General features: G+C 52.3%; 24 protein-coding genes, 2 pseudogenes and 1 riboswitch. Of the genes and pseudogenes, 17 read left to right on the forward strand and 9 right to left on the reverse strand.

Annotated elements, in window-relative coordinates; all coding sequences use genetic code 11:
• Positions 1–4: 4 nt before the first annotated feature.
• Positions 5–1,270, forward strand: a complete 1,266-nt coding sequence (locus E6C55_RS19305) for a hypothetical protein (protein ID WP_136371449.1) — start codon at positions 5–7, stop codon at positions 1,268–1,270.
• A gap of 85 nt (positions 1,271–1,355) precedes the next feature.
• Here E6C55_RS19305 and msrA read toward each other — a convergent pair whose 3' ends face one another.
• The 4 genes from msrA to E6C55_RS34235 form a co-directional block, all read right to left on the reverse strand.
• Positions 1,356–1,877 carry a peptide-methionine (S)-S-oxide reductase MsrA gene (msrA, locus tag E6C55_RS19310; RefSeq protein ID WP_211093618.1) on the reverse strand — a complete coding sequence of 174 codons (522 nt, stop codon included), beginning with the start codon at positions 1,875–1,877 and terminating at the stop codon, positions 1,356–1,358.
• Positions 1,878–2,027: 150 nt separating this feature from the next.
• Positions 2,028–3,074, reverse strand: coding sequence for an aromatic ring-hydroxylating oxygenase subunit alpha (locus E6C55_RS19315; RefSeq protein WP_136371450.1), 1,047 nt, complete (start codon positions 3,072–3,074; stop codon positions 2,028–2,030).
• A 105-nt stretch (positions 3,075–3,179) separates the two neighbouring features.
• Positions 3,180–3,281: riboswitch (purine riboswitch) on the reverse strand.
• 83 nt (positions 3,282–3,364) lie between these two features.
• On the reverse strand, positions 3,365–5,032 hold the full coding sequence (locus E6C55_RS34230) for a sulfite reductase subunit alpha (RefSeq protein ID WP_211093619.1): 1,668 nt from the start codon (positions 5,030–5,032) through the stop codon (positions 3,365–3,367).
• Positions 5,026–7,296 (reverse strand): molybdopterin oxidoreductase family protein, encoded by a 2,271-nt coding sequence (locus E6C55_RS34235; RefSeq protein WP_211093620.1) that lies wholly within the window; start codon positions 7,294–7,296, stop codon positions 5,026–5,028. Before E6C55_RS34235 ends, E6C55_RS34230 begins: the two co-directional genes overlap by 7 nt.
• A gap of 249 nt (positions 7,297–7,545) precedes the next feature.
• Between E6C55_RS34235 and E6C55_RS19325 the strand changes: the two genes are divergently transcribed.
• The 14 genes and pseudogenes from E6C55_RS19325 to E6C55_RS19385 all read left to right on the forward strand — a co-directional run bounded on the left by E6C55_RS19325 (position 7,546) and on the right by E6C55_RS19385 (position 17,037).
• Positions 7,546–7,962 (forward strand): MarR family winged helix-turn-helix transcriptional regulator, encoded by a 417-nt coding sequence (locus E6C55_RS19325; RefSeq protein WP_136371451.1) that lies wholly within the window; start codon positions 7,546–7,548, stop codon positions 7,960–7,962.
• 41 nt (positions 7,963–8,003) lie between these two features.
• Positions 8,004–8,702, forward strand: a complete 699-nt coding sequence (locus E6C55_RS19330; RefSeq protein WP_136371452.1) for a type 1 glutamine amidotransferase — start codon at positions 8,004–8,006, stop codon at positions 8,700–8,702.
• A 181-nt stretch (positions 8,703–8,883) separates the two neighbouring features.
• Positions 8,884–9,876 carry an aldo/keto reductase gene (locus tag E6C55_RS19335; RefSeq protein ID WP_136371453.1) on the forward strand — a complete coding sequence of 331 codons (993 nt, stop codon included), beginning with the start codon at positions 8,884–8,886 and terminating at the stop codon, positions 9,874–9,876.
• Between the two features lie 16 nt (positions 9,877–9,892).
• Positions 9,893–10,018, forward strand: a pseudogene (locus E6C55_RS19340) (MerR family DNA-binding transcriptional regulator); the annotation flags it as partial.
• A 158-nt stretch (positions 10,019–10,176) separates the two neighbouring features.
• Positions 10,177–10,620: a cell wall hydrolase gene (locus E6C55_RS19345; protein ID WP_136371454.1), complete on the forward strand. Its 444-nt coding sequence runs from the start codon at positions 10,177–10,179 to the stop codon at positions 10,618–10,620.
• 185 nt (positions 10,621–10,805) lie between these two features.
• A complete protein-coding gene (locus E6C55_RS19350) occupies positions 10,806–11,468 on the forward strand; it encodes an MgtC/SapB family protein (protein ID WP_136371455.1) in 663 nt (220 codons plus the stop codon).
• A 50-nt stretch (positions 11,469–11,518) separates the two neighbouring features.
• Entirely contained in the window at positions 11,519–12,097 is a 579-nt protein-coding gene (locus E6C55_RS19355) for an LURP-one-related/scramblase family protein (protein WP_136371456.1), read from the forward strand.
• A complete protein-coding gene (locus E6C55_RS19360; protein ID WP_136371457.1) occupies positions 12,098–13,306 on the forward strand; it encodes a winged helix-turn-helix domain-containing protein in 1,209 nt (402 codons plus the stop codon).
• Between the two features lie 236 nt (positions 13,307–13,542).
• Positions 13,543–13,968 (forward strand): hypothetical protein, encoded by a 426-nt coding sequence (locus tag E6C55_RS19365; RefSeq protein ID WP_136371458.1) that lies wholly within the window; start codon positions 13,543–13,545, stop codon positions 13,966–13,968.
• 136 nt (positions 13,969–14,104) lie between these two features.
• Positions 14,105–14,299 carry a hypothetical protein gene (locus E6C55_RS19370; protein WP_136371459.1) on the forward strand — a complete coding sequence of 65 codons (195 nt, stop codon included), beginning with the start codon at positions 14,105–14,107 and terminating at the stop codon, positions 14,297–14,299.
• A 255-nt stretch (positions 14,300–14,554) separates the two neighbouring features.
• The gene (locus tag E6C55_RS19375) at positions 14,555–14,956 is read left to right on the forward strand and encodes a GntR family transcriptional regulator (RefSeq protein WP_136371460.1); all 402 of its coding nucleotides are present in this window, start codon (positions 14,555–14,557) and stop codon (positions 14,954–14,956) included.
• Positions 14,953–15,723, forward strand: coding sequence for a hypothetical protein (locus E6C55_RS19380; RefSeq protein ID WP_136371461.1), 771 nt, complete (start codon positions 14,953–14,955; stop codon positions 15,721–15,723). Before E6C55_RS19375 ends, E6C55_RS19380 begins: the two co-directional genes overlap by 4 nt.
• The gene (locus E6C55_RS34780; protein WP_230986759.1) at positions 15,701–16,105 is read left to right on the forward strand and encodes a hypothetical protein; all 405 of its coding nucleotides are present in this window, start codon (positions 15,701–15,703) and stop codon (positions 16,103–16,105) included. Before E6C55_RS19380 ends, E6C55_RS34780 begins: the two co-directional genes overlap by 23 nt.
• On the forward strand, positions 16,102–17,037 hold the full coding sequence (locus E6C55_RS19385) for a hypothetical protein (protein WP_230986760.1): 936 nt from the start codon (positions 16,102–16,104) through the stop codon (positions 17,035–17,037). Before E6C55_RS34780 ends, E6C55_RS19385 begins: the two co-directional genes overlap by 4 nt.
• Positions 17,038–17,054: 17 nt before the next feature.
• Here the strand turns inward: E6C55_RS19385 and arsC are convergent, their stop codons facing one another.
• From arsC to E6C55_RS19410, 5 genes are all read right to left on the reverse strand, one after another.
• Complete coding sequence (arsC, locus tag E6C55_RS19390; RefSeq protein WP_136371462.1) at positions 17,055–17,480, reverse strand: arsenate reductase (thioredoxin); 426 nt, start codon at positions 17,478–17,480, stop codon at positions 17,055–17,057.
• 39 nt (positions 17,481–17,519) lie between these two features.
• Entirely contained in the window at positions 17,520–18,812 is a 1,293-nt protein-coding gene (locus E6C55_RS19395) for an arsenic transporter (RefSeq protein ID WP_136371463.1), read from the reverse strand.
• A gap of 12 nt (positions 18,813–18,824) precedes the next feature.
• The gene (locus E6C55_RS19400) at positions 18,825–19,151 is read right to left on the reverse strand and encodes an ArsR/SmtB family transcription factor (RefSeq protein ID WP_136371464.1); all 327 of its coding nucleotides are present in this window, start codon (positions 19,149–19,151) and stop codon (positions 18,825–18,827) included.
• Between the two features lie 366 nt (positions 19,152–19,517).
• The gene (locus E6C55_RS19405) at positions 19,518–20,225 is read right to left on the reverse strand and encodes a hypothetical protein (RefSeq protein ID WP_136371465.1); all 708 of its coding nucleotides are present in this window, start codon (positions 20,223–20,225) and stop codon (positions 19,518–19,520) included.
• Complete coding sequence (locus E6C55_RS19410; RefSeq protein ID WP_136371466.1) at positions 20,215–20,682, reverse strand: RNA polymerase sigma factor; 468 nt, start codon at positions 20,680–20,682, stop codon at positions 20,215–20,217. Before E6C55_RS19410 ends, E6C55_RS19405 begins: the two co-directional genes overlap by 11 nt.
• Before the next feature lie 150 nt (positions 20,683–20,832).
• On the opposite strand from E6C55_RS19410, the gene E6C55_RS19415 reads away from it, so the two are divergent.
• Together E6C55_RS19415 and E6C55_RS34785 are read left to right on the forward strand one after the other, a co-directional pair.
• Positions 20,833–21,180 carry an ArsR/SmtB family transcription factor gene (locus E6C55_RS19415; protein WP_136371467.1) on the forward strand — a complete coding sequence of 116 codons (348 nt, stop codon included), beginning with the start codon at positions 20,833–20,835 and terminating at the stop codon, positions 21,178–21,180.
• A 328-nt stretch (positions 21,181–21,508) separates the two neighbouring features.
• A pseudogene (locus E6C55_RS34785) lies at positions 21,509–21,736 on the forward strand (glutamate synthase); the annotation flags it as partial.
• Positions 21,737–22,112: the final 376 nt, after the last annotated feature.

The following is a 22,112-nucleotide window of genomic DNA, read 5'->3' on the forward strand; positions in this document are numbered from 1 at the left end:
ACTAATGAAACGTTATGCGATCACACTCGCGCTTGTTGTATTCATCGCAGCATCGCTGACTACCTTCTATGCATACGGTGCCGACTTGCATCTGCCGGAATATCGGCTGCAGACGATAGAAGGAGATCCGGTCGAAGCGGCTGCGCTGACTCTGTCAGGAAGTTATGTAGGCGGCAAAGGCTCGTATTCCATAAAAGTATCCGCGTCGGGAAGCGAGAGATATGAACCATCCGCTTGGAATCAATGGATGCAAAACGAAGGTCCATTAACGAGTCCGATGTATTCCGACTTTAATGCGCTTTATGAGAAGCATTCCGGATTCATGCGAGGGAAGGTGGATACTTACAGCTTCTACACGGATGAAGACTCGCTCATCTTCGCTAAAGCGGCTTATACCAAAGGGAGAGATTCGCTACAAGACGGCACTATTCGTTGGAGCCTCGATTCGCTAGACTTGGCATCCGGCAAGCAGACTCATTATTGGGATGAACAACAGCTTGAGCCCGCTTCCAATGCTTATGCTTATGTGGTTGACGTGCAGAAGGCAGGGGCGGAAGTGCATGTTCTTACGAATGTTAACAGGGTAAACCAAACCAATGAGATCATCGACAAGGTGTTCGACACCATAACGGGAGATCCTATTCGCAGTATTCGACTGCCATTAGGCGAACCATCCGAACCTGATCGCGAGTTGCAAATCATGGTCCTCGCCGAAGAGAAGCCAACGGCGGCCAACTCCCGAGTGTTGTTCCTGGTCCGAGAACAACGCAAGAACGGGATGGGCACTGCTGCAACGGCAAGCGACACAGCTCCTGCCGTATTCTCCGAAAAGCTTTATGAGTATCAATACGCTTCTGGAGAGGTGAAGGAATTGCCGCTCGTCGCTGGGACGGAAGAGAACAACCAGGTGACTTCAGCGGTCCTTAGCCTGGAAGGAGAGACGCTCATTGCCTTGCAGAAGATGGAGGAATCGGTGACAATCGACCGCTTTGACCTGTCTGCCGGCCTCGCTCAGCCCCAAGTAACGATAAAGACGAGTCAACTGAGCGAGAAGACAATCAGCCAAGCGCAGGTAGCGAACGGTCGGGTTTATCTGCTTCTGCAAGCCGACGATTATTTTAAGAACCACAGTATGCCAATTGCGATAGTAGCCGACGCAACGGACGGACGCATTCTCTACAAAGGCACGCCTGCTCTTGTTAAAGCGAACGGCAGACCGGACGACCAATTGGATGATGTGTGGTTGTCGAATATGCTGGTCCTGCGATAATTGCCGGGAAGCGTACTTGAACGGGCCAGGAGGGGGCCAGGAGGGAGGCTACTCCATTAATGAGTAGCCCCCCTCCTGTTTGAACCTATTCGCTCCAGTATTTCTCGATGATGGCCTCGCGCCCGGAATAAATGCGGGATTCCTTGTAATGCTTGGGGTTCTTGCGATGATAGTTCTGATGATATTCTTCGGCAGGGTAGAAGACCGAAGCTGCTTCAATCCCCGTGACAATCGGCTTATCGAAGCGACCGCTCTTGTCCAGACGCTCCCGCGATTCGATCGCGAGCCTGTGTTGTTCCTCGTTATGGTAAAGGATCGCCGCACGGTACTGGCTCTTGCGGTCGTTGCCCTGGCCGGTCGCATCGGTCGGATCGATCTGCGGCCAATAGAGCTCCAGCAGCTTCTCGTAAGGGAATACGTCGGGATCGAACGTAATTTGCACCACTTCGAGATGTCCCGTTTCTCCCGTCAACACTTGCTCATACGTCGGATTCTCCAGCTCGCCGCCCATATAGCCGGAGACGATTCCGTGAATACCGGGTTGTTCCTCGAAGGGGCTAACCATGCACCAGAAGCATCCCCCGGCGAAAGTCGCTTTTTGCAGCATACTCATTCCTCGTTTCTTGTTGACTGATTCTGGCCAAGCTTCTGCATATCAACCTTCATTATAGAGTCAGCCTGGAGAAATACAAGCAGAACCAAGGAATTTGATTATGCCCGGCTATAACTAGACCTATTTAGTTGGGACGGACTGCCCTCATGAGGTGTAGTGGCGCCCCAGCCCCAGCTCCGTCAGCAACTGCCGGTAAGCGATCGATGTCCGGTCGGCAGGAATATGCGCTTCCGCCAGCAGGTCCAGCGGGAGATCCTCGGGGGTCTGGGATTCGACCATATCCGCATCTTCCTGGAACACCTGGAGGTTAAACCGGATGGTCTCCTCCACGGGAACGCTCTTATCGAAGTTGCGCGAGATCGGACAGAACAATCGGGTGTACCTCGCCGACACAGGAGATGCGCAATTGAGAATCATCAGCTTGCCGTCGTTGGGGAAGTGGACCGTCAGCGAAGCGGCGAACGGGGCGAATACCCGGAAGGCGCGCAGCCACATGAATCCTTCCGGAGCCGGATTCTCCTGTCCCTTGCCATAGTTGCTGACGGTGCTCCAGTAATCGGCCAGCAGCACATTCCCGTCCCTCGTCACCTTATATTGCGGCACCTCCGTATTGTTGCGGTCTCCGAACGTCGCCGTATGAACGAATGCAAAGTGGGAGACGTCAAGGAAGCCTTCCATCTGACGGCCTGCAGAGCCGGCTATATCGAAGCTGGGCGGCAGAACATTCATGTAGTCCGGGTCTTCCCAGCCGGGGAATTCGGGAATCGCGACCTCCGTTCCGGCAATCGATGTCCAGATCAACCCGTATCGCTCTATGGACGGATAGGTGATGAGCTTAAGCTTGGGCGAGATCTTCCCGTCGGGATGGGCGGGAACGGACGTGCATACCCCCTCGCAGTTGTATCGGAATCCGTGGTAGGGGCAGACGATCTCTTCGTTCTCTACCCAGCCCTTGCTAAGCGGGGCGCCGCGATGGAAGCACATGTCCCGGGCGACGACCACTTGGCCGCGGCTGCGGTAGCACACCAGCTTGACGTCAAGAAGCTTGACGGCGACAGGCTTATCCTGGATGTCTTCCGCGATCGCCACGGGATACCAATAGGAAGCCAGAACCTGCCAATCCGAAGGGGAGAAGGTGCAATCGCGCGGAAGTTGAACTTGAGGGGCTGCAGCAGCATGGGAAGCGGTCATTCGAAACACTCCTTCTAAGGTTAGGATGCAACGCAATAAAACCCCAAGCATAAGAGGCGCGAGATCGATGAGCCTGTCACGTTCTTGAAGTGCAAACGGAAGGGCTCTGATCTTGCGGCCTCTTGTAGCCTGGGGCAATTACGGTTGCCTGGTCGAGACGCTCACTCCAATTAATGAGCTTATACAAGAGTTATATGTAATAATATATGACATTCAACTTGAATTGATTATAAGACGGACGATTCGCATCTGTCAATGTTATATTTTATCACACCATCATCCTTCATCCATCAGTAAACATCGCGCGCGTATCGCTTCGCTTGCATCATGTCCTTGACGTAGCGATCCGCGTCCTCGGCACTTCTGCCGCCATGGAGGTGGACGATCTTCTTGAGAGCGGCGTCCACCTCCTTCGCCATGCTGCTCGCATCTCCGCAAACATAGAAGTGAGCTCCCTCCTCAAGCCAAGACCAAAGCTCGGCGCCATGCTCAAGCATCCGATGTTGAACGTAAACCTTGGCCGACTGGTCGCGCGAGAAGGCGGTATCCATACGATGCAGAAGGCCGCTCTTCCTCATGCCTTCGAACTCTTCCTCGAAGTAGAAGTCATGCGCCGCCCGCTGTTCCCCGAAGATAAGCCAGTTCTTCCCCTTCGCGCCGAGCGCTTGCCGCTCTTGCAGGAAGCCGCGGAAGGGGCCGACGCCGGTGCCCGGGCCTACCATGATCATCGGAGCATCCGGATTGGCCGGCGGGCGGAAGTGCCCGGCCTTCTGCACGAATATCGCAACCTCGGTATTCTCGGAGACTCGTTCGGCAAGGAATGCGGAGCAGACTCCTTTTCTTATTTTCCCATGGAAGGGGTAGCGTACGGTCGAGACGGTAATGGACACTTCGTCCGGATTCGCCTTGGAGCTTGAGGAGATGGAGTACAACCGGGGCTGCAAGGGCTTGAGTGCGGAGATCCATTGTTCGGCGCTTACGGCAAGAGGGAACTCCTGCAGCAGGTCGGCGATCTGGCGTCCCCAGAGCCACTTCTTGAGCTCCGCTTGATTCTCTTCTCGAAGGAGACGCTCCAGGTTCTCGTTCTTCGTCTGTTCCGCCGCGAATTGAAGGAGGCCGGGGGTAATTCGAGCGATGTCGAATCGCGTCAGCAGCGCATGGCCGAGCAAGCTCTCCTCATTATTTATTGTTACAGGAGCAGCGGGGTCCAGCTTCAATGCCCCCACAATCTCCTCGACCAGCTCGGGGCAATTCGTCGGCCACACGCCTAGCGCATCGCCAACCTCGTATTGCAGTCCGGTATTCCGCAGATTAAATACGTAGTGGCGCGTGTCCTTCTCCGAGCCGGGGGCGCTTAAGCGGCGAGCGGTCACAAGCTGCGTGCGCAGCGGACGGCTTCGATCATAGACGATCGGAGCGGGCGCGGCAGCGGCTTCGTCCTTGGAGCTCACCTCGCCGTCGGCGGCGGCCAGCTTCTCCATGACGGCGTTGACCCAAGCTTCCGCACGTTCCTGATAATCCGTATCGCAGTCGACGCGGTTCCATAACCTGACGGCCCCCAGCTCTTCCAAGCGCTTGTCCAGGTTGCGCCCATGTCCGCAGAACAAGTCATAGCTGGAATCCCCGAAGGCAAGAACGCCATAGCGCAGATTCGGCAGGCGGGGGAAGCCGTCCGCTTGAAGCGACTGCCAGAACGATTCTCCGTTGTCCGGAGGATCTCCGGCACCGAATGTGCTTGCCAGAAGCAAGACGTTCTTCTCCGCTTCCAAGTCTTTGACGGCATAGGCATCCATACAGACGACCTTGACATCGAAGCCGCCGTCCTGCAATCGCTTGCCGCACTCGATCGCAACGCCTTCCGCATTGCCGGTCTGAGATGCCCATAACACGGTCACCTTCACCTTGGGAAGCCGCTCCGCGGTCGCGGCCGTCGTCGGAGGCACCAAGGTCGCTACCATCGAGCCTGATCCATGAGAACCCGATGTCGCGGCACCATCCGCAAGATAGGTGCGGGAGAACATTCCGGCAAGCATGCCGTCCAGCCAGAACCGCTTGGAAGGCTCCAGCGGCGCAGTGGGAGGGAGGACGGAACCGGAACCAACGACACAGCGCAATATTTGAATTCGGGCTGGAAGGAGATCGGATCGATCGCATCGTTGGTGACGTCGTTAATGGCGAGGTTGGCTCCGAAGACATCATTCCAATGGAACGGAGCGAAGCAATTGCCCGGACGAACCCGATCCGTAACGACGGCGGGAAGGACGGCATACCCGCGCCGGGACCGGACTTCGACACGGCCCTTGTCTTCAATGCCGAGGGTTGTCGCGTCTTCCGGATGAATCTCGACGAAGGGGCCGGGGTTCAGCTTGTTCAAGGTCGGAATCTTCCCGGTCTTCGTCATCGTGTGCCATTGATGCTGCAATCTTCCGGTATTCAGCACGAATGGGAATCCGGGGTCGGGCATCTCGGCAGGAGGGAGGAAGGGTCTCGCCAGGAAGACGCCCTTCCCGCTTGGCGTCGGGAATACAAGACGCGGGCGGCTCCCGTCCTCGGCTTCTTTAAGGGATTGACTGATGCCGTCGTTCAGGTAGCGGATCGGGTTGCGATCGTTCGGACTGCTCGGCGCGCAGGGCCACTGAACGGGAGTTTCCCGGAGACGTTCGTACGAGGCGCCCCGTATGTCGTAGCCTGTCTTGGGATTCCAGGCTTGCTGAAGCTCCCGATACACCTCGGCAGAGCTCTCATAGGCAAAAGCATCCGAGAACCCCATCTCGCAAGCCACTCTCGCAATGATCTCCCAATCCGGCATCGCCTCGCCCGGCGGGTCCACCGCCTTCTGCGCCAACGTCAGGTTGCGTTCGGAATTGATCATCACGCCTTCCGCTTCGGACCATAAAGCGCCGGGAAGCATCATGTCGGCGTAGCGATTCGTCTCCGTATCGAAGAAGGCGTCCTGCGTCACGACGAACTCGGCTGCCTGCAGGCCCGCTATAACATTCTTGCGGTTAGGAACCGTAGCCACGGGGTTCGTGCAGATGATCCAACAAGCTTTGATGTCGCCGGCTTGCATACTCTGGAACATGGATACGGTCCCGGTTCCGACCTCCGTTCGCAGCGATCGGGGAGGGAGATTCCACAGCCGTTCGATAAACTGGCGCTCTTCCTCAACGAGCACGGAGCGTTGACCGGGCAGTCCCGGTCCCATATACCCCATCTCGCGGCCGCCCATCGCATTCGGTTGACCGGTGAGCGAGAAGGGCCCGCTGCCCGGTCGGCAGATCTTGCCGGTGGCCAGATACAGATTGCAGATCGCGTTCGTGTGCCACGTTCCATGGGTGCTCTGATTAAGCCCCATCGTCCAGCAGCTCATCCATTCGGGAGCTTCGCCGATCCATGCCGCGGCCTGCCGAATGTCCGCCTCCGGAATGCCCGTAATCTCGGCAACCTTATCGGGCGGATAGTCCTCCAGGAAGGCAGACATCGCTTCCCATCCGGAAGTGAACTCTTCGATAAATGCCGAATCCGCATGGCCGTTCTTCACGATCAGATGAAGCAATCCGTTAAGGAGAGTGAGATCGGTGCCCGGCTTGATCTGCATGAAAAGCGAAGCCTTGTCCGCCGTTGCGTTGCGCCTTGGGTCAACCACGATTAGCTTGGCTCCGGCTTTGACGCGATCCATCACCCGCAGGAACAGAATCGGATGGCAGTCGGCCATGTTGGCCCCGATGACGAAGATCAAGTCCGTTCGGTCCATGTCTTGATAAGAGCCCGGAGGTCCGTCGGCGCCAAGCGACAATTTATACCCGCTCCCGGCGCTTGCCATACATAAACGGGAGTTCGATTCGATGTTGTTGGTTCGAATGAATCCCTTGGCAAGCTTGTTGATCAGATACTGCGCTTCCAACGACATCTGTCCGGATACGTAGAAGGACAGGGCGTCCGGTCCGTGTTCATCCATAATCGAGCGGAAGCGCTTGGCCGTCTCGCGAATGGCGTCAAGAATGCCGAGCCGGACCGGTTCGCGCCCCCGTGAGAGGCGCTTGAATGCATATTCCATTCTTCCGGATTCCGCAATCGCCTGCGCGCAAGTGTTCCCTTTGGTGCAGAGTCTGCCGAAGTTCGTCGGATGCTGCTTATCCCCGGTGACTTTGACGACGCGATTGCCGCTTACCTCAAGAACGATTCCGCAGCCGACCCCGCAATAGGGACATACGCTTCTCACTCTTCTCGACATCATTAATCACCACTAAACATCACTAATTATGTTCAAAATATATATCGCACTACGATTCATGTCAATACATTTACGTCAATTAACATGACATAAAATGATGTAATCGGTTGCAAATAGAGGTGTGTCGTTTTTATCGAGTTATATAAGGTGACATTAGGCGTGGCGGCGAGAAATCATTGTTCCATTCGGTCAGATACGTTACATTAAAGGTATTCTAGGTTAGAGAGGGATGGAGTTATGGATTCGGGGAACCTTCCCAAAGAAGTGTATGAGCAGCTTGCCTGGTTTCGCTATCGCATTCGTAAATTCATTCGGTTCAGCGAAGAGGCGGCACGAGCCAAAGGACTGACTCCTCAATACCATCAGCTTATGCTGTCGATCATGGGATTCCCGGGACGGGAGCACGCCACTCCCAAAGAGCTGGCAGAGCGGCTGCAAATTACTCCGCATGCCTGCGGAGAGCTTATCAAACGATGCGAGGACATTCAGATGATTCAGCGCTTCCCGAATCCGGACGACAAGCGGAGCGTGTACGTTCGATTGACGCAGCAGGGGAAGAAGCTTCTTGAAGAGCTGTCCGAGATCCACAAAGACGAACTCACGCGCGCCGGATTGCTGACTTTCCACAACGATTGGCGGTTGCAGGAGCTATAAACCGACTTTAAAACAAACATTGATTACGAGGAGACACGACCATGCGCATTCAATTCGCTCAGCACGTTCCCTTCGAAGATCCGGGGGCTATTCTTCAGTGGGCCATAACCAAAGGGCATGAATATGCGATCACTCGCTTCTATGAAGGAGATGCGCTGCCCGCGCCGGATTCATGGGATACGCTGATTCTGATGGGCGGGCCGATGAGCATTCATGACGAGCACGAGTATGCCTGGCTAAAGCAAGAGAAGGAGGTCATCGCTCAAGCCGTCTCGCGCGGGAAGAACGTCGTGGGCTTCTGTCTCGGAGCGCAATTGATCGCCGCGGCGTTGGGAGCGAACGTATACCCGAATACGCACAAGGAAATCGGTTGGTTTCCCATTCGTTTGACGCCCGAAGGGCTCTCCAGCCTTCATGCGCCCGGACAGGCTTGGCCTGCGGAACTGCCGGTATTCCACTGGCATGGCGAGACATTCGACCTTCCCGAAGGGGCTGTGTTATTGGCTTCGAGCGCCGCTTGCCAGCACCAGGCGTTCGCCTACGGCAGCTCTGTGTTCGGCTTCCAATTCCACTTGGAGATGCTGGAGGATAACATTCTCTCCATTATCGAGAACTGCGGCGACGAATTGAAGGAGGCTCCCTATATTCAATCCAAGGCGGAGATTCTGAAGACCAGCCGCGAAGAAGTCGATCGGGCGACGGCGGTGTTATACAAGTTTTTAGATAAGCTGGGCGGGTGAGGCTGTCCAAGCTGCCAGAGAGGGATGTGGAATGAGCATGTTCGTTTCATAATATGCTGTTTTTCACATACATCTGCCCAAACTGCCCGATATCGTGCTTCGCCAACTTGACTTGGAGTTAACTCCATATGGGATAATATCGCTGGATACATGGGAACTCAATTGCGAGAGGGATGATGACATGGAATATGTGAAAATGGGCAATACGGGCTTGGACGTATCCAGGCTGTGCCTCGGCTGCATGAGCTTCGGAGATGCGAGTCGCTGGACACACCCGTGGATTCTCGACGAGGAACGCAGCCGTCCGATCATCAAGAAGGCGCTTGATCTCGGGATTAACTTTTTCGATACGGCCAATGTGTATTCGACCGGCGCGAGCGAGGAGATTGTCGGCAGGGCGTTGAAGGATTACGCGAACCGGGATGAGGTCGTCATCGCGACGAAGGTTCACTTCCGCATGCGTCAAGGGCCCAACGGCGCCGGGCTCTCCCGCAAGGCCATCCTGAGCGAGATCGATAAGAGCTTAAAGCGGCTCGGAACGGATTACGTGGATCTGTACCAAATTCACCGTTGGGACTACGACACGCCCATCGAAGAAACGATGGAAGCCTTGCACGATGTGGTGAAGGCGGGGAAAGCAAGGTACATAGGGGCTTCCGCGATGTTCGCTTGGCAGTTCCTCAAAGCTCTGCATGTTGCGGAGAAGCATGGCTGGACTCGGTTCGTGTCCATGCAGAACCATTACAACCTGCAATACCGCGAAGAGGAACGGGAGATGCTCCCGCTCTGCAAGGAAGAGAAGATCGCCGTCATTCCGTACAGTCCGCTGGCGGCCGGAAGGCTGCTGCGCGATCCGGGGGAGACGACTTCTCGGTATGAGACCGATCAAGCCCAGAGGTCGAAGTACGATGCGATGATGACGGCCGATCGACCGATCGCTCAGCGGGTTGCCGCAATCGCGGCGCAGCGCGGAGTCCCGCGCGTTCAAGTCGCGCTGGCCTGGATGCTGCAGCAGGAGGCCGTCACTTCGCCTATTATCGGCGTGACGAGCTTGTCCCAGCTTGAGGAAGCGGCACCGGCACCGTCCGTCAAGCTGACGCCGGAAGAGATCGCATCGCTTGAAGAACCGTATGTGCCGCATCCCGTCGTCGGTGCGTTGCCGGCACGCTCATGACCAAGGGAGGGACGGCATGACGATGACGATCGCGGAAGTGAGCGAGAAATTCGGGCTTTCCCAAGATACGCTTCGTTATTATGAACGCATCGGATTGATCCCGCCCGTCACCCGAAACAGAAGCGGCAACCGGGATTATAACGTTAGCACGCCTTAACGATAAAATTGTTCGATATGAGCAAACGATTGTGAGAAAAGAGCAATCGCTGCCCAAGAAAAATGAAGGCTGACTTCAGACAGGAGTAACACATCCGCTTCACCTCTAATATGATGAGCCTAGAAATCTAAAGAGGTGAGCCAATGGCAGTCGTAAAAGCCAGGCAGCAGGATATTGACATGTTGGCGAGATTGCTTCGGGCCGAGGCGGAGACCGAAGGCGAGATGGGCATGCTTCTTGTTGGCAATGTCGGCATTAATCGAATAAGAGCGAATTGCTCCGATTTTAAAGACATTCGGACAATACCCGAGATGATCAATCAGCCTCACGCGTTCGAAGCGCTGCAGCACGGGATGTTCTATCAAAGCGCAAGAGACAGGGAACGCCGTCTGGCGCAACGGGCTGTGGATGGAGAGCGGAATTGGCCGGCCGAGTTCTCTCTGTGGTACTTCCGCCCGGGGTCGTTCGAGAATCCCGGCCCCTGTCCGCCAACCTGGTACAATCAGCCGCTTGTCGGACGATGGAAGAAGCACTGCTTTTACCAACCGACCGTGCAAGAATGCGAAAATGTATTTAATACGTTCTAAACCAATACGCTCCAAACCAGCGCAAGCACATCGGGTTCGCTCCCGTACGGCAACAGAGCTGCTCTCACCAAGTCGGTTCGGACTTGGAGGGGGCAGCTCTTTCTCATTAATTGAATTATGTTTCTTGGTGGGGTAAAATATCAAATTAAGCGCTTACAGGATCTGGGGAAAGGAAGAAAACAAAAATGGAGTTTGAATACTTATTGCAAGTGGTGGTAGCCGGTGTATGTGGACTGCTCATTGGATATGAACGACGGAATCGAATGAAGGAAGCGGGCATTAGAACTCATTTGGTTGTGGCAATGGGCGCATCATTGATGATGATTATTTCGAAATATGGGTTCCATGACGAACTTGGCAAAAGCGGCATTGCCCTCGACCCCTCGCGGATTGCGGCTCAGGTGGTGAGCGGTGTTGGCTTTTTGGGTGCCGGCATGATATTCATGCAGCGTCATACGATTAAAGGATTGACGACAGCGGCAGGAATTTGGGCAACTGCAGGAATCGGGATGGCTATTGGATCGGGTTTGTATGTATTGGGGATTGGCGTTGCGATTCTTATTTTTGTGGCACAGCTAGTGTTGCATGGTCGTTTTTCTTGGCTTGCTTCCCCGAAGACGGAGCAGTTAACGATTCGAATGAGCGATGAGACAGGTGCATTGGAGAATATTCAGAAGATTTTAAAAGATAAAGGCATTATGATAATCAATTTTCATTCCGAGAGAATAAAAGAGGAAGCCGAGATTGCCATCCATTTTACAATAAAATTGCCTGCCGCTTTTGAAATTAATCAACTTCTATCCTTGAGTCAAGATTCTCCGTTTATTACTGTTATTGAGTTTCAATAATCCCTTATATTAGGTATGATGATAGAAACTAAAATCGCAGGAGGCTATCCATGAATCCCAAATTTACGCATACGCAATACCTGATCAGAAAACAAATTTTGTCGCTCGTGGGAGCAAAGATCGATATTTTCGACACCAGCGGACAACCGGTATTATTTTCGCAAATGAAGGCGTTTAAGCTAAAAGAAGATATTCGATTGTTCTCCAACGATACGATGCAGGATGAGCTCATCTCCATTCAGGCGCGCAGCATCATCGATTTCTCCGCTACCTATGACGTCGTCGATTCCGTCTCCGGAGAAAAGCTCGGCTCGCTTCGCCGCAAAGGCATGAAGTCGATGCTGAAGGACGAGTGGGTGATCATCGATTCCAACGAGACAGAGGTTGGACTTATTAAGGAAGACAGTCCGTTCATGGCGTTGCTTAGAAGGTTCTTGACCAACTTGATTCCGCAAAAGTTCCATGTAGAGATGGGAGGAGAGCGGGTTGCGCTGTTTAAGCAGGACTTTAATCCGTTTGTCGGCAAGCTGAAGTTGGACTTCTCGCTCGATAAGGGGAATCGGTTGGACCGCCGGTTAGGGCTGGCTGCAGCGGTGCTGCTGGTTGTCATCGAAGGGCAACAAGGATAGATGAGCGAACATCGCTTGACCAAGAAGCAGGCACGAAGATTCCTTCTGTTAAAGCAAGGGCTGCTTGGAGCGTACAAGTTCAACGGCAAGGAAGGCATCTGCGAGTATGTGAGCCAAGCCGGCTGCATCCAATTCGATCCGATCGACGTGTGCGGCAAGAACGCCGAGCTTGTGCTGCAATCAAGAGTAGCGGGATTTACGAAGGAGATGCTTGGGGAGCTTCTATATGAAGATCGCAAGCTGGTCGATTATTTCGACAAGCAGCTCGCCATCATCTCTATCGAGGATTGGAAGTATTTCGAGAGAACGCGCGAGCGGCACCGGCTCCATGGCAGAAGCCGAGACAAGGTCGATGCGGTGGAGGGCGAGGTCAAGCGGTTCATACGGGAGAAGGGAGCCGCTTGTTCCAAGGATGTCCCGCTGAAGGAAACGGTAGACTGGTCTTGGAATCCGACGACGTTATCCCGAGCGGTGCTGGAGACGCTTTACTTCCGCGGGGATTTGATCGTTCACCACAAAAAAAGCACTATCAAATACTACGCTTTGGCGGAGGATCATATCAGCTCTGCCATTCTACTTGCCGAGGACCCGAATAAGTCGGATGCGGACTTTATGAAGTGGATGGTGCTGCGCCGTATTCGGTCGGTCGGGATGCTGTGGAACAAGCCGTCCGACGCCTGGCTCGGCATCGATCCGATGAAGGCGCAAGCTCGCAAGGATGCATTCGCTGCGCTGCTCGCGGAGAAGGCGATCGTCGCGTGTTCCGTTGAAGGAATAGCAGATCCGCTCTATATTGCCCTCGAGGATGAGGAGCTTCTGCTTGCTGTATTGTCTGCGAAGACCGAGTACGAACGCCGTGTAGAATTTCTCGCTCCGCTCGACAACTTCCTCTGGGATCGCAAGCTGATCAAGGCGCTATTCGATTACGATTATAAATGGGAGATTTACACCCCGGTCGCCGAGCGAAAATACGGGTACTACGTGCTTCCGGTATTGTACGGAGAAGAGCTCATCGGACGAATCGAGTTGGTTGCGGACAAGAAGACGAACCGGTTCAACTTGGTTCGTTACTGGCCGGAGATCGGGGTAGAGCCGGACACAGCGTTCCGCCGGATGCTGGGCGAGCGGATCGAACGGTTCGCGGCTTTTAACGGGTGTACGACGGAACCGGGGAGAGGGCTGCTCACTTTTGGTCCAGAATTTGTTTGAGCTCCGCGATCTCCTCCGGCGTCAAAGGGGAGAACAGCGCAGCCATTCCGTTCGTCGGTGTGACCGCTACCTATGGCGCATCGGACGATTCCGATCCGTACCCCGTCGTTCCTTCCCCGACGAGATCGCAATATGTGCGTTTTGCCTCCGTCATATGTCTCGTCCGACATTTGATTATGGATCATAAGCTGAGGGGGTACAAAATCATTCCATGAGGATAAGGGAGTGCACCGAGAATGACGGTTCTTGCTAAGAAAAGGGGTCAGAAAAGGCGTCATCCCGTTGTTCGAGCCTGTGCAGTCCCTTCGAGTCGGATCACGCTAACGATTCGCCAGATCCAAGAGCAGATCCTCACCCTCTCGCAAGCCCAGCTTCAATTCCAAGCTCAAGTGCAGTCGCAATTGCAAGAGCAATCCCAAGCCCAGCTCCAATTCCAGCTACAGGTTCAAGCGCAGTTGCAGCAACAAGCCGAAGCCCAGCTTCAGGCTCAGCGACAATTCGAAGCCCAAGCGCAGGCCCAAGCCCAGTTTGCCATCCAGGCCCAGCACCAATGGAATTTACAAATGCAATCTGTAGTGCAAAGACAAAACGAGAAGATCATTCTGAACGTCGGCAATATGCCGCCGCCACCGCCGCCTTGGGAGGACGGAGCACCGGCGTAAGGGAAATAAGATAAGCCCGGGAGCTCTGGCTCTCGGGCTTATTAAAATTTTTTCAACATGAACGATAAATACATATTCAGTACATATTCGTTCGATAAGATGCTCCTGTAGAAGTAGAAGGGAGAGGCATTTATCCATGGAGAACGAATCTGTTTGGCAATTGTTTATTGGATCTCTTAGTGTGTACTTCGCTTTATCTATCAACCACAAGATTCAAGAGTCAGCATCCGTATTTGATCAAGAAAGTAAAGCTCTTCCGGAAATTAAAAGTAAAAAACTTGACTGGAGCATGTTCGCCGCATCGCTTGCAGCAGGAAAGGCACATGAGTGATGGCACAGTTTCAGATTAGGGAAAAACAAAAACAGCTCTATTAAGTGGCAATATTGGTTAAAGTCCGCGATTGCGCGGGCTTTTTATTTTTTCAGCTTCAAGGCAGTTGAACTCAAGTGAAATAATAATATCTTGCGCAGTATTTTAATATCTGTTATATATGTAATATAACAGATATTAATCCCGAAGCGGTAATGTGTTTTTTTCTTAGCTGCTGCGATGGTGCTAAACGCGGATACATAAGGAGGGATATTCTTGTTCATAGAGCTCGATCTGCAATCGGAAACCCCACTTTACACGCAGCTAATCGATCAATTGATCGAAGGGATTGCTTCTGGTGAGTTGAAGCCGGGGGAGCCGCTTCCATCGGTTCGGAGCTTGGCGGAGGATTTGGGGATCAATCTTCACACCGTCAACAAATCCTACAATTTACTTAAGCAGGAGGGTTTTCTTCAAGTACACCGGAAAAAGGGCGTTATCGTTCAGCCCGACGGGATGCCCGGCGTGACTCAGGAGTTCGAGGAGAAGCTTCGCCGGACACTACGGTCTCTTGCGGCCGAAACAGCGGTGCGAGGCATGACGGAAGAGGCATTCGTACAGCAGAGCAGGTCGATATACCGGGATATCCTGACAAATCGGGGAGGGGAACAGCGTTGACTGTATTGGAGACAATCATGATATCCGATTTTTATTTGTTTATCGCGTCGATGATCAGTATCCCGGCTTATATTGGATTGCGAACGCTGCTGTTCGGCGTTGCACTGCCTGCGGAAGCCCTGCAGGATACGGCCGTACGAAGCATTCGCCGAAATTACGTTCTGCTCACCGGCGGGTTTGCGCTTGCCATTGGTGCAGCTTGCTTTTTAGTGACGCGTCATCAAACGACAGGGTGGAGTATCCTGGGGTGGATGATGTCTATCTTGCTTTTAATAACCGTGTCGATCTTCGCTATTCGCATCAGCCGGAGGTCCGCGCAACGCTTGAAGGCGGCCAGAGGCTGGCAGGTCGCCGTACAGACGAAGCGCGCAGCAAGCCTCGTGACCGGCCGAACGCATGGTTCGGCGCTGAGCTCTTGGTGGTATTCGGCGCATGTCGCCGTGATGGCGCTATGCATCTTCTTCGTCGTTATTGGATGGAACGCGATTCCGCAGGCAATCGCGCCCCATATGGGACCAAACGGATTACCGGATCATTACATTCACAAATCCGTACGGACTGTGTTCATGATGAACATCGTGCAGGCGCTGACGATCCCTTTTTTCATCGGCTATCATCTAATGATCAGCCATGCCAGGACTTCTCTGGACCCCCAGGACCGGGAGGTTTCGTTACGGCAAAAGTTGAAGCTCAATGGGGATGATCGATACGGCGACACCGCTCGATTCTCTGGATGCATCGAAGATGGCCGGACTCTATTATCCTAGCTACACAGGGCAACTTCCCAACCAGACGGTCAACGTGATCGGTACGGGAGGCATTTATTCCACAGCGGAAGATTTGGTTCGATTCTCGCAAATTTTCACGGGCGAAGCGAAAGAAATCTTATCCGGCAACTCGGTGCAGGCCATGGCGCAAGACGAGTACAAGACGTCTTTGTGGCCGGACGATGCGGACAACTCGATTGGATACGGTCTCGGCTGGGATAGCGTTAATCTGTATCCCTTCAGCGAATATGGGATAAAGGCGTTGACAAAGGAGGGGACACGCTTCTCTATGGCTCGTCGCTCGTTGTGCTTCCCGAGCAGGGCATGGCAGCATCTGTCGTCACTTCCGACGGGAATAGCACGAACGACCAGCTTCTGGTGAACGAAATCCTGCTTCAGGCGTTGAAGGAGAAAGGGATCATTGACGAGTTCAAGCCTGAGAAGTCGTACGGCATTGCGGTAAAGGCCGATATGCCGAAGTCCATGCTGCAGTATTCGGGAATCTATGGCGCGTCCGGTGCAACGATAACTATCGATATTACGGAAGATGGCGTAATGTCCGTCGCTTCGGAACCGTCGCCTAATAATCCGACCCAGATCTACGAGTATTCGGATGACGGCACGTTCCGAAGTACAGATGGGAATACGATGAACAGCTTCGTGAAGGAGGAGAACGGGCGCACCTACTTATGGACTCGTCAATACGCTTCGTTGCCGGGCCTTGGGCAGACAGCTATGTCCATGTACAACGCTGAGAAGCTCCAGCCACAGGATCTGCCGAAAAAGACAATAGAGGCATGGAATGAGCGCGACGGGAAGAACTATTATCTGCTGAACGAGAAGTATACATCGCTCGTTTATTTGGTAGGACCGTCCAAACAATTGCCAGGGTACGTGTTGGATAAGCGAATAACGAGCCCGAATACGGCCATCTCCGAATTGCAAATTCCGGGTACAAGCGGGCGGGATCTCTCTGGTTATTCGTTCTTTACGCAGAACGGCATTGAGTACCTGAAATCAGGGGCAAGTGTCTTAGTGAGCGAAGAGGCCGTGAAGCCTCTCAACGTCGCCAACAAGTCAATCATTACGATTCCGTCGAGCGGTTATGCCGAGTGGTATACGGTAGGGAATGAAGACGGGGGCAAGACCATTAAGGTGAGCATGTCCTCGAACGCCTCCTTTGCCGTTTATAATAAGGAGGGAGCATGCATTTACTTCAGTGTCATCGGAGAAAAGGAGCCGATCACGCTGCCCGAGGGAGGAACCATTGTTTTCGCCGGGGATGCCGGAACTAAGTTCGAGATTTCTGCGTAGTAAAGTCTGCGTGTTCGTTACTCTCCGTCTTGAACAAATTTCTCGATGCGTGCTTTGATCGAGTCGCGAACATTCCGGAACTGCGCCATAATCTCGTCTGCGGTACCGGTTGCTTTCGCTGGATCGTCGAAGCCCCAATGCCATTTGATGACGTTCTTGTTCGAGATGACGGGGCAATGCTCGTCGGCATGTCCACACAGCGTAATAACGTACGTAGCGCGGTCCAACAACTCTGAATCGATGACATTGGAACTGTTGCCGCTGATATCAACGCCGGCTTCTTTCATGACCTGAACGGCGCGAGGATTAAGACCATGCGCCTCGAGACCCGCACTCTTCACTTCATACTTTTCTCCGCCAAGCGAGCTTAGGAATCCATCCGCAATCTGGCTGCGACAAGAATTCCCCGTACACAGGAAGTAAACAAGTGGTTTGTTGCTCATTTGAATGTCCCCTTTAGGTGGAAGTGTGTTAGATCCGTATTAACCAACGACTTTAAGCCAGAGGAATAGACCGACAAGGGTAATGAAGAGGACTGGAACCGTCAATACGATGCCGGTTTTGAAATAAGATCCCCATGAAATCTTAACACCTTTGCTGGAGAGAACATGAAGCCAAAGCAACGTAGCGAGCGAGCCGATCGGCGTGATCTTCGGTCCTAAGTCGGAGCCAATCACATTCGCATAAATCAGGGCTTCTCGGATGATGCCTGTTGGGTTCGTATCCTGAATAGCCAAGGCATCAATCATCACAGTAGGCATGTTGTTCATGATGGAGGAGAGGATGGCTGCGATAAAGCCCGTTCCAATGGTTGCAACGAACAGCCCTTGATCTCCTACCCACTTGAAGACTTCTCCCAGTTCATCCGTAAGACCGACATTTCGAAGGCCATAAACAACGACATACATCCCGATGGAGAAGACAACAACGGCCCATGGAGCGCCTTTGGCCAGCTTCCAGGTATGGATCTCGCGGCTTTGCCTTGCAAGTAGTAGGAAGAAGATGGCTGCGACGCCGGCGATGATGGAGACGGGAACGTTAATGAATTCACTCGTCAAATAAGCGACGAGGAGAACGGCCAAAATCACCCAAGAAATCTTAAACAGTCTAACGTCTTTAATCGCGTCGGCTGGCTTCTTTAACTGAGCCAGATCGTATTTCTTAGGGATGCTCCGACGGTAGAATAAGAAGAGGACCAACAAGCTGGCAGCAATGGCGAAGATGGTGGGTACAATCATTCGGCTTGCATATTCCACAAACCCGATGCCGAAGAAGTCCGAGGATACGATGTTTACCAGGTTGCTCACGACAAGCGGCAAGGATGCGGTATCCGAGATAAAACCGCTGGCCATGATAAAAGGCAGGATCATGCGTTCATCGAATTTCAGCGCTCGTACCATCGCCAGAACGATTGGTGTCAGTATTAGGGCGGCTCCATCGTTCGCAAAGAAAGCGGCGACTGCGGCACCCAGCAAGATAACATAGACGAACATGAGGTTGCCATTCCCCTTGGCAAACCGGGCCATATGGAGCGCCGCCCATTCAAAGAATCCAATCTCATCGAGGATGAGGGAGATCAATATGACAGCCACGAAGGCGAGGGTAGCGTTCCAAACGATCTGTGTGACATCCCAGACGTCTTGGAAGTTAACGACTCCGCAAATCAAAGCAATAATGGCCCCTCCACAAGCAGACCAGCCGATGTTCAAGCCTTTCGGTTGCCAGATGACAAAGACAAGAGTGACGAAAAAAATGACAGAAGCCAGGGCTAACATAGAACCTCCCGATTAGCAGCAACTATTGGGGTTGTGGGCATTGATTTTCTCCTTCATTGAAGGAAGTTGATTAAGAATCTCATTTAAATACGGTTTACCGTCCTTATTCAGTGAATAATAGATCCACTGGCTGCGGCGCGTCTCGTTTACGATGCCGCCGGTCTTAAGCTTCTTAAGATGTTGGCTAATGTTCGGTTGTGTCGTCTCGAGAATGTCCACGATATCACATACGCACATCTCCCGTTCCTTGAGAAGGGCGACGATCGTAAGGCGAGTTTTATCGGACAGCAACTTTAACGTTTCTGCCATGGAAACAATGGACTCTTGCGTTTCAACCATTCTCTGCACTCCTCTCCGTAGCAGCTGGACTAAATAAGGTCATTATATAATCGAACAATTATATTATCAAGTGCTTATATTATACCCAAAAATAAAGACTAAGAAAACAAAAAAGGTGAGCAGGCCCTCAAAGTTCACTCCGCTACCGTTTGCGGATGCGTTCGGTCACCGCCTTTTCGGCCTGGTTCTTGCGAATGCTGTTGGTGTGGCAGACCGAGCTGCCCTGGTTTCGGAACCGCCCTCATAAGTAAGGCAAAACTGAAGAGGGCCGCCCTGGTTTGGGACGGCCTTGAAAATAGTTCCTGTGTCGATCAAGTAAATGAAGCGTATCCGTCATCCCCCTTGAAAGAAGACCCCGTATGACGTCTAATTTCCATACTCTTTCCAATACTTCGCTAAGCGGTCCTGAAGTGCAGCGTCCAGATCTTTCCCTTCCTCTTCATCCAGATGGGCCATTCCGATGGCTTGCGCCAATTGCTGGCTAAGTCCTCGCACTCCTCCTGACATGCCCAGCTCGGGCAGCCATTCCATCTGGGAGTACCACCGCTCCGCATAATCTTTGGTTCCGCCGGCGTTCTTCACGATATACAAGCGATGCAGGATGTTATTGTCGTCTCGATAGCTATAGTAAAAGTATCCCTTCTTCTTAAGCGCCTCCGTAATATTGATTTTTTCTCCGTTTACGCTTACGATGAGGCGCCCCCAGGATTTCTTGACGAGCCAAGGCCCATTGACGGCGCTGATCGCTACCTTCGTATTTTTACCGTTAATTTCATAGTGCAAGGTATCGCCGTTTGCAAAGTTAACCGTCTGTCCTTTTCCGTTAAAATAGCGATCGTATAATTTTTCGATATCGCCGGATACTGCAGCATACGCTGTTGCCGAGATGAGGAGTACGAGCAAGCTGGCAGATAACGAGATCAGTATTTTGCGATAGGAGGCTCGTCCGCGCATCTCTCGGCTTGGTTCATGTGCGACCCGGCGCTGCCGTTCGATGGCTTTCCACATGTTCTCTTTCTGATTCTCGTCCGGAGCAATTGCATCGAATAGTTGATTGATATGATTATTTGTCATAATGGCCTCCTAAGCTTAACTTCATGAGCGTACGCCCCTTCGCCAGTTGTGTTTGGATCGTGCTTTCTTTGCGGATGAGCATGTTCGCGATTTCTCTAACTGAATACTCTTCGAAATAATAAAGATAGAGTACGATTTTGTATTTATCAGGCAACGCCAGCAGCTGATCAAGCACCTCTCCCGAACGATCGCCGTCATCCCTCCAAACCGCTTCCGGCAAGCGTGCCAGCTCGACTTTCCGCGTTCTCCACCAGCTTTTCAGTATATCCTTGCAATAGTTCCTGGTCATTACGATAAGCCATGCCTTCTCATGCTCGGGGTCAGCAAAAGACGTGTTGGACTTCAATAGTTTCAGAAAAATCGATTGAACAGCATCCTCCGAATCGGTTGAATTTTTGAGATACATGAAGCAAATGCGATAAATCATTTCTACGTTCCGTTTATAAATGTCATCCATGCTTTCACCTCGTATATGTATAACACGATCGTGGACCAAGAAATATCCTTATATCTCACTTGTATTTTGTGTTGGCGATTTTGGCATGATATGATTCGTGATAAATCAAAATAAGTTGATGCAAACTGGATAGGCATAGGAGGGAAGACGATGCTTAAAGAGCTTCCGGTAGTAGATCAACGTACTGCAGCTGTTGACTTCTCCAAATATGAGGCGAAATTTAAGGCCTTAGCGGATCAAAAACGACTACAGATTATGTACGAGCTTACGCAACGCGGCAATATCTGCGTATGCGACTTGGCCGACATATTTGAGATGCAACAGTCCAAGTTATCCTACCACTTAAAGATTCTACTCGATGCCGGGCTGATTAGACGCGAGACAAGAGGGACTTGGAGCTACTACGAATTGAATACGGAGGAAGTGAATAATCTTCTTTCATCTGAGCTTTGCTGCATTTTCCGTACGGCCGAGGTTAAATCGAGCGATTGTTGCTAATGTTTGTTCTCTTTGAAGCAGCGGAACATATCGCAGGTAATATCTCGTCATGGAGTCATGTACAATTTAACCTCGTACACCTTCTGTTCGCCATTCTCAATAACGTGCAATATGAATGGAAGCTTTTCACGGTTCGCAGTTTTATTCTTGCTGAGCCCTTACGACTGACCGCGATCACTTTCGAATGGAGATGAATATGTGACTTTAACTCGGACAATTCGGTCAAAGGAACAAGATATTGCTCCACGATCTCCCTACCTGTCGGAAGCCCATCTTTATCTGGTGCAGCCCATCCGTTTGCTTCAAGCAACTGCCTTGCCGCTTTATCGAGGCTAAAGCAGTCATTGACGCATCAGGCACCTGGTCGTCGCCAAACCCCGCGGTATCAGAAGGCATCTGGACGGAGAATGAACGGAAGATTCAAAGTAAAATTTCGTACGCGATTCCGGATGTATCCGGTAAGGATCGCGATCGTTACGCGGGCAAGAACGTGTTGGTTGTCGGCAGCGGCCACTCTGCTATTAATGCCTTGCTTGATCTGGCCAAGCTGCAGGAACGCATCATCAATAAAATGACGAACCGTTCCTAAGAAGAAGGAACGGTCTTAGTTTTTAGAGAAGGGAAAAACGGCATATATAATGTGACACATCATATACTGTCCAAGGACACAAAAGTGGGGACATAAGTAAACGCACTGAAGCTTGAGAAATCAAGCTTCTTTTATGTGCGACGGGCAGTCGTATCTTCGCCGAAGTTTATTCCTTGATAAGTAAAGAAAATGAGGATCATGGGTATTCGTATGATACTGGACAGTGAAAAGTTCTCCAAAGAAAAATAACCCAATCTAGCGATTTTACGGTATCCTTAAGGTCTCACTCTAAAAGGATAAAATCGCTGAAAGGGTTATAGACTGTAGTCTACCCGATTTCCGA

It is taken from the genome of Cohnella fermenti, assembly GCF_004801405.1.
In the GTDB taxonomy this organism is placed as follows: domain Bacteria; phylum Bacillota; class Bacilli; order Paenibacillales; family Paenibacillaceae; genus Cohnella; species Cohnella fermenti.

Coding starts and splice junctions, on each gene's coding strand:
- E6C55_RS19330 (WP_136371452.1), top strand. CDS start 8,004: ATGCGCATTCAATTCGCTCAGCACGTTCCCTTCGAAGATCCGGGGGCT.
- arsC (WP_136371462.1), bottom strand. CDS start 17,480: ATGAGCAACAAACCACTTGTTTACTTCCTGTGTACGGGGAATTCTTGT.
- E6C55_RS19325 (WP_136371451.1), top strand. CDS start 7,546: ATGGATTCGGGGAACCTTCCCAAAGAAGTGTATGAGCAGCTTGCCTGG.
- E6C55_RS19315 (WP_136371450.1), bottom strand. CDS start 3,074: ATGACCGCTTCCCATGCTGCTGCAGCCCCTCAAGTTCAACTTCCGCGC.
- E6C55_RS19395 (WP_136371463.1), bottom strand. CDS start 18,812: ATGTTAGCCCTGGCTTCTGTCATTTTTTTCGTCACTCTTGTCTTTGTC.
- E6C55_RS19405 (WP_136371465.1), bottom strand. CDS start 20,225: ATGACAAATAATCATATCAATCAACTATTCGATGCAATTGCTCCGGAC.
- E6C55_RS19370 (WP_136371459.1), top strand. CDS start 14,105: ATGGAGAACGAATCTGTTTGGCAATTGTTTATTGGATCTCTTAGTGTG.
- E6C55_RS19365 (WP_136371458.1), top strand. CDS start 13,543: ATGACGGTTCTTGCTAAGAAAAGGGGTCAGAAAAGGCGTCATCCCGTT.
- E6C55_RS19360 (WP_136371457.1), top strand. CDS start 12,098: ATGAGCGAACATCGCTTGACCAAGAAGCAGGCACGAAGATTCCTTCTG.
- E6C55_RS19410 (WP_136371466.1), bottom strand. CDS start 20,682: ATGGATGACATTTATAAACGGAACGTAGAAATGATTTATCGCATTTGC.
- E6C55_RS34230 (WP_211093619.1), bottom strand. CDS start 5,032: ATGGTAGCGACCTTGGTGCCTCCGACGACGGCCGCGACCGCGGAGCGG.
- E6C55_RS19350 (WP_136371455.1), top strand. CDS start 10,806: ATGGAGTTTGAATACTTATTGCAAGTGGTGGTAGCCGGTGTATGTGGA.
- E6C55_RS19355 (WP_136371456.1), top strand. CDS start 11,519: ATGAATCCCAAATTTACGCATACGCAATACCTGATCAGAAAACAAATT.
- E6C55_RS19345 (WP_136371454.1), top strand. CDS start 10,177: ATGGCAGTCGTAAAAGCCAGGCAGCAGGATATTGACATGTTGGCGAGA.
- E6C55_RS19400 (WP_136371464.1), bottom strand. CDS start 19,151: ATGGTTGAAACGCAAGAGTCCATTGTTTCCATGGCAGAAACGTTAAAG.
- E6C55_RS19305 (WP_136371449.1), top strand. CDS start 5: ATGAAACGTTATGCGATCACACTCGCGCTTGTTGTATTCATCGCAGCA.
- E6C55_RS19415 (WP_136371467.1), top strand. CDS start 20,833: ATGCTTAAAGAGCTTCCGGTAGTAGATCAACGTACTGCAGCTGTTGAC.
- E6C55_RS34780 (WP_230986759.1), top strand. CDS start 15,701: ATGGCCGGACTCTATTATCCTAGCTACACAGGGCAACTTCCCAACCAG.
- msrA (WP_211093618.1), bottom strand. CDS start 1,877: ATGCTGCAAAAAGCGACTTTCGCCGGGGGATGCTTCTGGTGCATGGTT.
- E6C55_RS19335 (WP_136371453.1), top strand. CDS start 8,884: ATGGAATATGTGAAAATGGGCAATACGGGCTTGGACGTATCCAGGCTG.